A 12,052-nucleotide genomic window follows, 5' to 3' on the forward strand; every position below is an offset into this window, starting at 1 on the left:
CGAAGTGGAAGCGGTAGAACATCTCGCCGCCGCAGGTCGGCGGGTCAATCGAAGAGCTTGGAGACCGACTCTTCGTTGGCGATGCGGCGGATGGCTTCGCCGAGCAGCTTGTCGCAGCTGACGTAGCGGATCTTGCCGGCGTCGGTGGCGCGTTCGGGGGCCGGGATGGAGTCGGTCATCACCAGCTCCTTGAGCACCGAGCCGTTGACGCGCTCGACCGCCGCGCCGGACATCACGCCGTGGGTGACGTAGGCCGAGACCTCGGTCGCGCCGGCGTCGATCAGCGCCTGGGCGGCGTTGCAGAGCGTGCCGCCGCCGTCGATCATGTCGTCGAACAGGATGCAGCGGCGGCCCGAGACGTCGCCGATGACGTTGGCGACTTCACTCTTGCCGGGGCCCGAGCGGCGCTTGTCGACGATGGCCAGCTCGGCGTTGAGGCGCGAGGCCACCGCCAGGGCGCGGACCACGCCGCCGACGTCGGGCGAGACGATCATGATCTCGGCCGGCTTCTCGTAGTTTTCCTTGATGTCGGTCGCCAGCAGCGGCGCGGAGATCAGGTTGTCGGTCGGAATGTCGAAGAAGCCTTGGATCTGGCCGGAGTGCAGATCCATTGTCAGCACGCGGTCGGCGCCGGCGCGCTCGATCAGGTTGGCGACCAGCTTGGCCGAGATCGGCGTGCGGCCGCCGGTCTTACGGTCCTGACGGGCGTAGCCGAAGTAGGGCATAACCGCGGTGATCCGCTTGGCCGAGGCGCGTTTCAGCGCATCGATGCAGACCAGCAGCTCCATCAGGTTGTCGTTGGCGGGATAGTTCGTCGACTGAAGGATGAAGACGTCCTCGCCGCGGACGTTCTCGTCGATGGTCACCCAGACCTCGTTGTCGGCGAAGCGCTTGACCTGCGCGCGGGTGAGGGGGAGGTCGAGGCGCGAGGCGACAGCCTCCGCCAGCGCACGGTTGGAGTTGCCAGCCAGCAGCTTCATCGGTCCCCCAGGGGCAGGTATCGGTAATTGCCGGGCTTTTAGCAGGCGAGGGCCGCGGAGCAAGGCCTCAGAACACCGCAGCACGACATCGCATAACAATATCGCGGGCGGGGCGGGTTCGGGTCGCGGCATGGCGGCGCTTGGTTTACGGTGTTCGCCATGCCCAAAATCGGACTCCCGGCCTGGACCTGGCTCTCACCCATCATCGGCTCGCTGCTGCTTTTCGGAGCGAAGCTCGGCGGGCCTTACGACATAGTTCTGGCGATCGGGCTGGTCGCCTGCGTCCTGGCCGCCGTGCACCACGCCGAAGTGGTGGCCCACAAGATCGGCGAACCCTATGGCACCTTGGTCCTGGCCGTCGCGGTGACGGTGATCGAGGTCTCGCTGATCGTCTCCCTGATGCTGTCCAGCGGCCCGTCAGGCGCGGGACTGGCGCGCGACACGGTGTTCGCGGCCATCATGATCATCCTCAACGGCCTCGTCGGCCTTTGCCTGCTGCTCGGCGGCGCGCGCCACCTGGAGCAGCGCTACGGCCAGGCCGGCGTCAGCGCGGCGCTGGCCACCCTGGCGGCGCTGGCGGTGCTGACCCTGGTGTTGCCCAACTACACGACCTCGGCCGCCGGCCCGGTCTATTCGAACAGCCAGCTGGCCTTCGTCGGCCTGGTCTCGCTGGTGCTCTACGGCACCTTCGTGCTGGTGCAGACCATGCGCCACCGCGACTACTTCCTGCCCAGCGGCTCGGCCGCGCACGACGAGGACGCGCACGCCGCGCCGCCGACGGCGCTGGCCGCCTGGCTCAGCCTCGGGCTGCTGGTCGTGGCGCTGGTCGTCGTGGTGCTGCTGGCCAAGTCGCTGGCGCCGACGATCGAAGCGGCGGTGGCCGGGGCCGGCGCGCCCAAGGCCGTGGTCGGGGTGATCATCGCCGGCCTGGTGCTGTTGCCGGAAAGCCTGGCGGCGGTGCGGGCGGCGCGGGCAGACCGCCTGCAGACCAGCCTGAACCTGGCGCTGGGCTCGGCGCTGGCTTCGATCGGCCTGACCATCCCCGTCGTGGCGGTGGTCTCGCTGGTGATGGGCTGGCCGTTGTCGCTCGGCCTCGACGCAAAGGCCATGGTGCTGCTGATGCTCACCCTGCTGGTCACCACCCTGTCGCTGGCGACCGGGCGGACCACGGTGCTGCAGGGCGTCGTGCACCTGGTGCTGTTCGCGGTCTACCTGTTCACGACAATCGTGCCTTGATCCATTCCTGAGCTGTCGCGTTTGTTGACGGACCCAGGCCGGCGCGGCCGGCGCAAGTTCGAGACAATCGCGACATGATGGAGTGGATGGAGGGCGTTGCGCCCTCGTGGCTGCCTGCGTGGCTGCTGAGTTTGGTGGTCCTGGCCGCCGGCGCCCTGTTGGCGTTGGCGGCCCACCAGGTGCTGGTGACGGTGGTTCGGCGACTGATCGCCTCGCGCGACGAGTTCTGGCGCGAACTGGTCAAACGCACCCGCCGGCCCAGCCGGCTGGCGGCGCTGATCCTGGGCCTGGGGGCCGCCGCGCCGCTGGCCCGTCTGCAGACCATCCAGCTGGACGTGCTGGCGCGCGTGCTGCTGATCGGCTTCATCGTGCTGTGCGGATGGGCGGCGCTGACCGCGCTCGACATCGTCACGCTGATCTATACGCGGCGTTTCCGGATCGATGTCGAAGACAACCTGCTCGCCCGCAAGCATGTGACGCAGACCCGGATCTTGCGGCGCACGGCGGCGGCGCTGATCGTGGTGCTGACGATCGCGTTCGCGCTGATGACCTTCAACGGCGTGCGACAGTACGGGGTCAGCCTGCTGGCCTCGGCCGGGGCGGCGGGGATCATCGCCGGCCTGGCGCTGCAGCCGTTCCTGACCAACCTGATCGCCGGCATCCAGATCGCCACCACCCAGCCGATCCGGCTGGACGACGCGGTGATCGTCGAGGGCGAGTGGGGCCGCATCGAGGAGATCGGCTCGACCTATGTGGTCGTGAAGCTGTGGGACTGGCGCCGGATGGTGCTGCCGCTGACCTACTTCATCCAGAAGCCGTTCCAGAACTGGACCCGTGAGAGCGCCTCGCTGATCGGGACGGCGATGGTCTATGTCGACTATTCCGCCCCGATCGAGGTGCTGCGCCGCAAGCTCGAGGAGATCGCCGCCGCCTCTCCGCTCTGGGACCGCAACGTGGTCAATCTGGCGGTGACCGAGCTCAGCGAGCGAACCATGCAGGTCCGCTGCCTAACCAGCGCGCGCAATGCGGGCGAGGCCTTCGACCTTCGCTGCGAGGTGCGCGAGAAGATGGTCGCCTTCCTGCAAGACGAGCTGCCGCACGCGCTGCCGCGCGAGCGCTTCGACCTGCGGGGGGCCGAACCGGCCTAGTCCAGCGCGATCGCCGACAGCAGGCGGCCGAAGTCCGGTTCGCCGCGCTTGAAGGCCCGGCGGTTGGAGAAGAACAGCGCCTCCTCGGCGCAGGTGTCGCGGCCGAGCCATTCGCAGGCCCCGACGCCGGCCCGACGCAGACGGTGCAGGACGTAGCCCGGCAGGTCGAACATCGCCTTGTCGGGCGCCTCGCCGGGAACGAAGAACTCGACGTTCTCGGCGGCCTGGGCGGTGAAGGCGTCGAGGAACTCCAGGCCGACCTCGTACGAAGCCTGGGCGATGCAGGGGCCGACGACGGCGACGATATCGGCCGGCCGCGCCCCGAGGGTCTGCATCTGCGCGACGGTGGCCTCGGCGATGCCGGCCAGCGCGCCTTTCCAGCCCGCGTGAGCGGCGGCGACGACGCGCGCCTTGGGATCGGCGAACAGGATCGGCGCGCAGTCGGCGGCCAGGGCGCTGCAGACAAGACCCGGCCGGTTGGCGACGACGCCGTCGGCCTGCGGCCGCTCGCCGTTCCAGGGGGCGTCGGCGACCAGGGCGGTGGCCGAGTGGATCTGGTAGCAGGTGTTGAGCGCGCCTTCGGGCTGACCGAAGTGGGCGGCCGCCCGGCGACGGTTCTCGATCACGTCGTCGGCGGCGTCCTTGGAGCCGCGGCCGACATTGAGGCTGGCGTAGAGGCCCGTCGAGACGCCGCCCAGCCGAGTGAAGAAGGCGTGGCGGATCCCCGCCAGATCGAGCAGCGGCGAAGTCAGGACAGGAAGGTCGGTCACGTAAGCGTCTCGAAGGCTGGCGGTTCGAAGCCGGCGGAATGGATGCAGGCGGCCTTGAAGAGATCGCCCATCTGGTCGGGCGACACCAGCCGTTCGAGTTGGCGCTCGATCACGTCGCCAAGGTCGGGGCGGGCGTTGGCGAGGGCTTCGGCGCGGGCGCCGATCCCGAGCCGCACGAGCAGTTCGCCCTGGGTCAGGATCTGCGGGGTCTGGGCGCCGTGCGCGGCGGCCGCGGCCATAACCGCCGGGAAGTCGGCATGGACGGTGAGATCGGCCTCGCCAGGACCGACCAGCGGGCCTTCCTTCTGATGGCGGCGCAGAGCCTGGAGCGTGTCGCCGAAGCCGGGCGCGGCGCGGCCGTAGTCGATGAGCAGCGCTGCGCCGCCGTCGGCCAGGATGCGCAGGGCCAGCGCCTCACCCAGGGCGGCTTGGGCGGGGGAGTGCTCGAGGATCGCGCCGATCGGGGCCAGCCGGTCGACGCCCGGGGCGCCGGCCAGGCCGAAGGCCAGGGCGCCGGCGTCGTCGAGGCCGACCATGCGCTCGGCCCAGCCCTTTTCCGTGCGCACGAACTGGCGGGCCGGCAGGCAGTCGAGCAACTCGTTGGCGACCAGGATCAGCGGCGCGCCGCCGGGCACCTCGTCGAGCGACGCGGCCCAGGACAGGTGGTCGCCGAGCGCTTGGCGCTGGCGGTCGCGCAAAGGCTGCGAGACCTCGACCAGCCAGACGTCGGCCGCTTCGGTGAACTCTCGCGACAGCCGGGCGGCGCGCAGCAGGTCGCTCATCAGCGTGCCGTCGCCGGGACCCATCTCGACCAGCCGGAACTGCGCCGGGCGGCCCAGGCGGCTCCAGGTCTCGACGGCCCAGAGGCCGATCAGCTCGCCGAACATCTGGCTGACCAGCGGGGCGGTGATGAAGTCGCCGGCTTCGCCGAGCGCCGGGCGGGTCGCGTAGTAGCCGTGGTCCGGGTCGTGGAGGCAGGCATGCATGTACTGGGCGACGCTCATCGGCCCGCTGGCCCGGATCTGGGCCGTCAGGCGGTCGCGCAGGCTCATGGCGTTTCTGTCTTGGCCTGCGCCGGAGGAGACGCGGCCTCGGTCGCCAGCGGTTCACGCATGCCGCGCCAGATCAGATAGAGGCCGCCGATCACCATCGGCGCCGACAGCATCATCCCCATGGTGAGGCCCAGCGGGAAGTGCTGGAGGTAGCGGTCAGGCTCGCGGAAGTTCTCCACGAAGGTGCGGAAGACGGCGTAGCCCAGCAGGAACATCCCGGCGACGACGCCGCGCCGCTGGAGCAGGCCCGCGCGATGGGTGGCCCAGCGCAGGATGAGGAAGAGAACGACGCCCTCCAGCGCCGCCTCGTAGAGCTGGCTGGGGTGGCGCGGGGTGACGCCGTCCGCCTGGGGGAAGATGAACGCCCACGGCACGTTTGAGGGCCGGCCCCAGAGCTCGCCGTTGATGAAGTTGGCCACGCGCCCGAAGAACAGGCCGATCGGCGCGCAGGCGGTGATTGCGTCGCCGACCCGCAAGACGTCGAGCTTGTTCTTCCAGCAGAAGCCGAACACCGCGATCAGCACGCCGAGCGCGCCGCCGTGGAAGCTCATGCCGCCTTCCCAGACCTTCACGATCTGCAGCGGGTCCTGGACGACGATCGAGGGCGTGTAGAAGAACACGTGGCCGAGCCGGCCGCCGAGGATGATGCCGAGCGTGATCCAAAGGATCAGGTCATCGACCTGGGTGGTCGTCGCCGGGGCGCCGCGCGGCCCCCACAGCGTCTGATTCTTCATCATCCCCGCGACATAGCGCCACCCCAGCAGGATGCCGGCCACATAGGCCAAGGCATACCAGCGAATTGCGAAAGGCCCGATCTGCACGAGGACTGGGTCGAAATCGGGGAATGGCAACGTGGGGATCTCCGAATGCTTCGCCGCCAAGGTTTAGACGAGAAGCCCTTCGCTTTCATCCCCCGGCGGGCCATATAGGGCCTATGCAGACTCAGAACCCCTTTCTGGACGAGTTCGCCAAGCTGACCAGCGCGGCGATGGGCCTGGCCCAGACGGCCGGAGACGAGGCGAAGGCCGCGTTCCGCGCCCAGGCTGATCGCTTCGTGGCCGACTTCGATCTCGTCCGTCGCGACGACCTCGACGCTCTCAAGGCCGAGATCGCGGCGCTGCGCGCCGAGGTGGCCGCGCTGAAGGAGCAGGCGCCCAAAAAAGCCGCGAAGAAAGACTAGGTCTTAATACACGCGAACGTGGCTCGCCCCGGAAAAGAAACCCGGTGACGCGGACGCCACGAAGCAGCTTACTTTCAATATCGCAGGCGATTCGATGGCCGGCCCGGCCGCGGACGCCCTCTGCGAAAGGACCTCTGGTCTAATGGACACCTCTCAGCCTGACGAAGACGTCCTGGTCACTCTCGACCCGCTAGACGTGGTCGAGCATGTGCTGACCGCCGAAAACCTGCAGTTCGATCGTACGGAAGACGGCGATCTGGCCTTTGCGCTGACCGGCGACTGGAAGGACTACGAACTCTGGTTCGCCTGGCGTCCCGAAGCGGACTGCCTGCAGCTTTGCCTCTCGGTCGACCTGAAGGCCTCGCCCGAGCAGAAGACCGCCGCCTATGAACTGATGGCGACCCTCAACCAGCGCGTCTGGCTGGGCCACTTCGAGGTCTGGGACGACGGCGAGATCATCTTCCGCCACTCGATGGCGCTGATGACCGGCGAACGTCCGAGCCTGGCCCAGGCCGCCGCGATGATCGACGTGGCGATGGAAGCGGCCGACCGCTTCTATCCGGCGTTCGACTTCCTGGTGCGCGGGTCGAAGTCGGCGGCCGACGCGGTGGCCGCCTGCATGTTCGAGACCGTCGGCGAGGCCTAGGCGCAGCCGGACTAAACCACTAGAGCGTGATGGCCGCCGAAAGCCGTTCGGCCATCACGCTCAAGGACTTCCGATGACGCCAATCCTGATGCTGGGCGCGGGCCGCATGGGCGGGGCGCTGATCGAGGGCTGGCGGACGGCCGGCGCGTTCCAGGCCAGCGACCTGATCATCCGCGAGCCGCACGCCAATCCCACGCTGGAGGCTGCCAAGGCCGCCGGCGCACAGATAAATCCCCCCGATGCAGAGCTGGCGCAGGCGCAGACCGTGCTGCTGGCGGTCAAGCCGCAGCTGTGGCGCGAGGCGGCGGCGCAGGTCGCCGAGCACCTGGCGCCCGACGCGGTGATCGTCTCCATCGCCGCCGGCGTGCGCAGCGCCGACATCTCCCACGCGTTCGGCGGCCGGGCGGTGGCGCGGATCATGCCGACCACCGCGGTCGCGGTCTGCCAGGGCACCGCCAGCATCTACGCCGCCGATCCTGAAGCCAAGGCGCGGGCCCATGCGCTGTTTGCGCCGGTCGGCACGGTGGTGGACGTCGCCGACGAGGAACTGATGCACGCGGCGACCGGGGTCTCCGGTTCGGCCCCGGCCTATCTCTACGCCTTCGTGGAGGCGCTGGAGGCGGCCGGCGCGGCGGCAGGGTTGCCGGCGGCGGATTCCGCGCGGCTCGCCCGTTCGACCATCGCCGGGGCCGCGGCGCTGATGGCCCGCAGCGGCGAGGAGCCGGCCGAGCTGCGCAAGCAGGTCACCTCGCCCGGCGGCACGACCCAGGCGGCGCTCGAGGTGCTGCTCGGCGACGGCGGCTTCCCCGAGCTGCTGCGCGAGGCGGTCGCCGCCGCGACGCGACGGTCCAAGGAGCTCGGCGGCTAGCTGGTCCGCTTCCAGGTCTGGGCCTGGCAGACGACGGCGACGCAGCCTTCGACCTTGAGAGTCCCGTCGGGATTGGCGGACATCTTCGAGCCGTAGGTCTTGCCCGAATTGGGATCGTAGATCTTACCGCCGGTCCACTTGCCCGGGCCGGCGGACTTGAAGTCGCGGATCATCAGCATGCCCAGGATCGGGCGGTTGCGCAGCGAGGCGTCGGGGTTGTTGGCGTCCTTGGCCCCGGCGGTCTTCAGCCAGGCGACCTGGCCGCACATCTTGGTCTTGTCGGCCGCGCACGGCGCGACCTTGACCTTGGCGGTCCCGGCCTGGACCAGCCAGAGCCCCTCGACCGGATCGGCGGCCAGGGCGGGCGAAGCGATCGCGGCGGCGAGGGCGGTCGCGGCGGCTAGGCGGGCTAGGGTCATCGAGGGTTCCTCATGGCGCAATCTCGGCGTGCGGCGGAGACTGGCCGAACCCGGTTATCCAGGCAACCTGACAATCGCCCTGAGGCCGCCCATAGGCGAGCGGTCGAGGGTGATGTCGCCGCCATGGCTGCGGGCGACGTCGCGGGCGATGGCCAGGCCCAGCCCGACGCCCTTCTCGTTCTGGTTCCGTGATTCATCGAGGCGGTTGAAGGCCTTAAAGGCGTCCTCGTAGCGGTCCTGCGGGATGCCCGGGCCGTCGTCGTCGACGATGATCTCGACCCCGCCCGAAGCGCGCGGCGCGGCGAGGACCTCGACCGTCTCGCCGTGCGCCGCGGCGTTCATCACCAGGTTGGACAGCGCCCGCTTCAGCGCATTGGGCCGCACGGACGCCAGCAGCTCCGGATCGGCGGCGACGCGCACCTGGGCGCCGGCGCGCACCGCGCCTTCGCTGACCTCGTCGATCAGCGACTTGAGGTGGACGGTCTCGACGGCCTCGCCGCCCTCGCCGCGGGCGAAGGCCAGGTACTCGTCGATCATGTGCTCCATCTCGGCCAAGTCGCGCTTCATCTCGCCGGTGCGTGGACCTGGATCGGCCAGGGCCAGTTCGAGCTTCAGCCGGGTCAGGGGCGTGCGCAGGTCGTGGCTGACGCTGGCCAGCAGGGCGGTGCGCTGGTCGATGTGGCGCTGGATGCGCGACTTCATCGCCAGGAAGGCCTGGGCGGCCTGGCGGACCTCGCGCGCGCCGCTGGGCTTGAAGGTCGGCGCGTCGACGCCCTTGCCGAAGGCGTCGGCGGCGCTGGCCAGCCGCTCGATGGTGCGGGTCTGATTGCGGATGAACAGGATGGCGATGGCGGTGAGCAGGATGGTCGCCATGGCCAGCCACAACACGAAGATATGGCCCTGGGTGGCGAAGGCGCGGTCGCGCGGAGCGAGGATGCGGATGACGCCCTGGTCGACCTTTACCCTGATGTCGACATAGGCCGGGTAGCGGGTGGTGTCGAACCAGTAGGGGGCGTCCAGCCGCTGGCTGAGGGCGCGGTCGATCGCCCGGTCGACGACGGCGAAGGCGTTGGTGCGCCGGCCCTGGGGCAGTTCGCGGCCGGGCTGCAGGGCGATGGAGAGGTTCAGCGACTTCTCGGCCCGCTCGGCGATCGTGGACATGGTCTGCGGGCTGGGATCGTCCTGATAGCTCTCGACGGCCCAGGCGACTTCGCCGGCCAGGCCGTCGGAGAGGCGGCTGGTCACCGTCTGCCAGTGAGCGTCGAAGAAGATCCAGGTCACGGCGATCTGCATCAGCGCGACCGGCAGGACGATGATCAGCAGCGAGCGGCCGAACAGCGAGGTCGGAAGGCTGCGCTTGATCAGCCGCTGCACAAGGCGCGGTTCGAGGCGGCGGGGGAGTTTCACTGGCTGGTTCCTCCCCTTTTGGGGGAGGCGGATCGACGCCAAGCGTCGAGACGGAGGGGGACTGCTCTCAAGCAGATTGAGTCAAAGTCCCCCTCAGTCAGCCGACCGGCTGACAGCTCCCCCAGCGGGGGAGCAATTGTGTCGCGCCGACACATCAGTCCGGCGCCAGCAGGTAGCCGACGCCGCGGACGGTCTGCAGGTAGCGCGGGGTCTTGGGGTCGTTCTCGATCTTGCGGCGCAGGCGGGTGACCTGGACGTCGACGGCGCGGCCGGAGGGATCGACCGTCTCGCGGGCCAGTTCCAGGCGATCGACCGGCTCGTGCGGGCTGCGGGCCAGGCGCTTGAGCAGGGCGACCTCGGCTTCGGTGAGCCGCACGGGCACGCCGCCGCGGCTGAGCTCGCCGCGCTCCAGGTCGAAGGCGCAGGCCCCGAGCGAGAGGCTGCCGTTCGCGGCGCCGGCCGGACGCTGGTCGGAGCGGCGGAGGATCGCCTCGATGCGCAGCAGCAGCTCCTCGGGCTCGAACGGCTTGCCCAGATAGTCGTCGGCCCCGAGCTTGAGGCCCTCGATGCGGTCTTCGGCCAGGCCGCGGGCGGTCAGCATCAGCACCGGCGTGCGGCCGGCCGCGCCCTTGCGCTCGCGCAGCCAGCGGACCAGCGAAAAGCCGTCCTCGCCCGGCATCATCACGTCGAAGACCGCGAGGTCGAAGTCGATGGTTTCGATCAGGTTGCGCGCCTGGGCGCCGCCGGGCGCCGAGGTGACGCGGAAGCCGTTGCGGGTCAGGTACTGCTTGAGCAGGTCGCGGATGCGGTCGTCGTCGTCGACGACCAGCAGGTGACGTTCGGCAGTCTCGACCGCGGCCATCAGGCGCCTCCGCTCTTCATCCGTCCGCCGGCCAGGGCCGACAGGATCTGCCTGGCGCCGGCGACGCCGTCCAGGCCGCCCACCCGATAGGACCGGGCGAGCTGGGCGCGCAAGCGTTCTGAGATGCGGTCCTCGAAGGCGGCCCCGGCGGCGGTGAGGCTGACGGCGCGGCGCCGGCCGTCGAGATCGCCGGCGATCTTCTCGGCCAGGCCCTTGGCCTCGAGGTCGGCGACGATGCGGCTGGCGGCCTGCTTGGAGAGGCTGGTCAGGTGGGCCAGTTCCTGCACCCCGACGCCCGGCCGGCGCTTGAGCAGAAAGGCCGCGCGCCAGTGCGAGCGGCCCAGGCCGAGGCCGGTTTCGGCCTCCAGGCCGGCGTCGACGCCGCCCCATAGCGCGGCCTCGGCGAGCAGCAGCATCTCGAGCCCGCCGTCCAGCTCCTCGTCTCGCAGAATGAGCCTTGGATCGGCTGCGACCATTACACTTTGAAACCCATTTTGTTTGACGCGGGGGGCGGGGGAGTCTGTAAGAGGGCCGTATTGAAAGGAGGACTTTCCCTCATGTCTCTAGTGCCCTTTGACGATCGCGACGGATGGATCTGGCTGGACGGCCAGTTCGTGCCCTGGCGCGAGGCGAAGGTGCACGTACTGACGCATGGCCTCCATTACGCCTCGGCGGTGTTCGAAGGCGAGCGGATGTATGGGGGAGAGATCTACAAGCTGCGTGAACATACCGAGCGTCTGTTCAAGTCGGCCGAGATGCTGGACTTCGAAATCCCCTTCACGGTGGAGGAGATCGACCAGGCCTGCAAGGACACCTGCGCCAAGAACGGCCTGACCGACGCCTATCTGCGTCCGATCGCCTGGCGCGGTTCGGAGATGATCGGGGTTTCGGCTCAGAACACCAAGATCCACGTCGCCATCGCGGTGTGGGACTGGCCGAGCTACTTCAGCCCCGAAGAACGCGCCAAGGGCATCCGCCTGACCTGGGCCAAGTACAAGCGCCCGTCGCCGGAGACCGAGCCGGTCCACGCCAAGGCCACCGGCCTCTACATGATCTGCACCATCTCCAAGCACGCCGCGGAGAAGGCCGGCTACACCGACGCGATGATGCTCGACTACCGCGGCTACATCGCCGAGAGCACCGGCTCGAACGTGTTCTTCGTCAAGGACGGCGCGCTGCACACCCCGACCCCGGACTGCTTCCTGAACGGGATCACCCGCCAGTCGGTGATCGCGCTGGCGAAGTCCAAGGGCATCGAGGTGATCGAGCGCCACATCAAGCCGGAGGAACTGGCCGGCTTCACCGAGTGCTTCGTGGTCGGCACCGCCGCCGAGGTGACCCCGGTCGGCGAGATCGGCGAATACCGGTTCACGCCCGGCGCGCTGTCGCTGGGTCTGGCCGACGACTATGCGCGCATGGTCCGCCGCGAGGCCGTGCCGGCGTAAGCCGCGCTGTGAGCGCCAAGACAAGTTCGCCGCCCGGAG

Annotated in this window: 14 protein-coding genes; 6 read left to right on the forward strand and 8 right to left on the reverse strand. The window is 69.3% G+C overall.

The window, feature by feature from the left end; translation table 11 throughout:
* Window positions 1-44: 44 nt before the first annotated feature.
* On the reverse strand, window positions 45-980 hold the full coding sequence (locus tag AC1Q87_RS16590) for a ribose-phosphate pyrophosphokinase (protein WP_492610024.1): 936 nt from the start codon (window positions 978-980) through the stop codon (window positions 45-47).
* Window positions 981-1,139: 159 nt separating this feature from the next.
* Here AC1Q87_RS16590 and AC1Q87_RS16595 point away from each other — a divergent pair, with 159 nt between their 5' ends.
* Both AC1Q87_RS16595 and AC1Q87_RS16600 read left to right on the forward strand, forming a co-directional pair.
* Window positions 1,140-2,216 (forward strand): calcium:cation antiporter, encoded by a 1,077-nt coding sequence (locus AC1Q87_RS16595; protein WP_492610025.1) that lies wholly within the window; start codon window positions 1,140-1,142, stop codon window positions 2,214-2,216.
* Window positions 2,217-2,290: 74 nt separating this feature from the next.
* Window positions 2,291-3,364 (forward strand): mechanosensitive ion channel family protein, encoded by a 1,074-nt coding sequence (locus AC1Q87_RS16600; RefSeq protein ID WP_492610026.1) that lies wholly within the window; start codon window positions 2,291-2,293, stop codon window positions 3,362-3,364.
* On the opposite strand, the gene pgeF is transcribed toward AC1Q87_RS16600, so the two are convergent.
* Genes pgeF through lgt form a run of 3 tightly spaced genes read right to left on the reverse strand, consistent with a single transcriptional unit; the run spans window position 3,361 to window position 6,037 of the window.
* On the reverse strand, window positions 3,361-4,134 hold the full coding sequence (pgeF, locus tag AC1Q87_RS16605; protein ID WP_492610027.1) for a peptidoglycan editing factor PgeF: 774 nt from the start codon (window positions 4,132-4,134) through the stop codon (window positions 3,361-3,363). The genes AC1Q87_RS16600 and pgeF overlap by 4 nt on opposite strands.
* Entirely contained in the window at window positions 4,131-5,186 is a 1,056-nt protein-coding gene (locus tag AC1Q87_RS16610; RefSeq protein WP_492610028.1) for a class I SAM-dependent methyltransferase, read from the reverse strand. The genes pgeF and AC1Q87_RS16610 overlap by 4 nt, the downstream gene beginning before the upstream one ends.
* Window positions 5,183-6,037, reverse strand: a complete 855-nt coding sequence (lgt, locus tag AC1Q87_RS16615) for a prolipoprotein diacylglyceryl transferase (RefSeq protein WP_492610029.1) — start codon at window positions 6,035-6,037, stop codon at window positions 5,183-5,185. The genes AC1Q87_RS16610 and lgt overlap by 4 nt, the downstream gene beginning before the upstream one ends.
* Window positions 6,038-6,120: 83 nt before the next feature.
* Here lgt and AC1Q87_RS16620 point away from each other — a divergent pair, with 83 nt between their 5' ends.
* From AC1Q87_RS16620 to proC, 3 genes are all read left to right on the forward strand, one after another.
* Entirely contained in the window at window positions 6,121-6,366 is a 246-nt protein-coding gene (locus AC1Q87_RS16620; RefSeq protein ID WP_267230659.1) for an accessory factor UbiK family protein, read from the forward strand.
* A 142-nt stretch (window positions 6,367-6,508) separates the two neighbouring features.
* Window positions 6,509-7,012 (forward strand): type III secretion system chaperone family protein, encoded by a 504-nt coding sequence (locus AC1Q87_RS16625; protein WP_492610030.1) that lies wholly within the window; start codon window positions 6,509-6,511, stop codon window positions 7,010-7,012.
* A gap of 73 nt (window positions 7,013-7,085) precedes the next feature.
* Window positions 7,086-7,880, forward strand: coding sequence for a pyrroline-5-carboxylate reductase (gene proC, locus AC1Q87_RS16630; protein ID WP_492610031.1), 795 nt, complete (start codon window positions 7,086-7,088; stop codon window positions 7,878-7,880).
* Here the strand turns inward: proC and AC1Q87_RS16635 are convergent.
* The 4 genes from AC1Q87_RS16635 to AC1Q87_RS16650 form a co-directional block, all read right to left on the reverse strand.
* Window positions 7,877-8,299: a DUF2147 domain-containing protein gene (locus AC1Q87_RS16635; protein WP_492610032.1), complete on the reverse strand. Its 423-nt coding sequence runs from the start codon at window positions 8,297-8,299 to the stop codon at window positions 7,877-7,879. The genes proC and AC1Q87_RS16635 overlap by 4 nt on opposite strands.
* A 54-nt stretch (window positions 8,300-8,353) precedes the next feature.
* Entirely contained in the window at window positions 8,354-9,706 is a 1,353-nt protein-coding gene (locus tag AC1Q87_RS16640) for an ATP-binding protein (protein ID WP_492610033.1), read from the reverse strand.
* A 154-nt stretch (window positions 9,707-9,860) separates the two neighbouring features.
* Window positions 9,861-10,568, reverse strand: coding sequence for a response regulator (locus AC1Q87_RS16645; protein WP_492610034.1), 708 nt, complete (start codon window positions 10,566-10,568; stop codon window positions 9,861-9,863).
* Window positions 10,568-11,044, reverse strand: a complete 477-nt coding sequence (locus AC1Q87_RS16650; RefSeq protein ID WP_492610035.1) for a MarR family winged helix-turn-helix transcriptional regulator — start codon at window positions 11,042-11,044, stop codon at window positions 10,568-10,570. The genes AC1Q87_RS16645 and AC1Q87_RS16650 overlap by 1 nt, the downstream gene beginning before the upstream one ends.
* Window positions 11,045-11,125: 81 nt before the next feature.
* Between AC1Q87_RS16650 and AC1Q87_RS16655 the strand changes: the two genes are divergently transcribed.
* Complete coding sequence (locus tag AC1Q87_RS16655) at window positions 11,126-12,013, forward strand: branched-chain amino acid aminotransferase (RefSeq protein WP_492610036.1); 888 nt, start codon at window positions 11,126-11,128, stop codon at window positions 12,011-12,013.
* The last annotated feature ends 39 nt before the right edge of the window (window positions 12,014-12,052 follow it).

This window comes from Phenylobacterium sp. GW823-FHT02A09, from assembly GCF_058797775.1.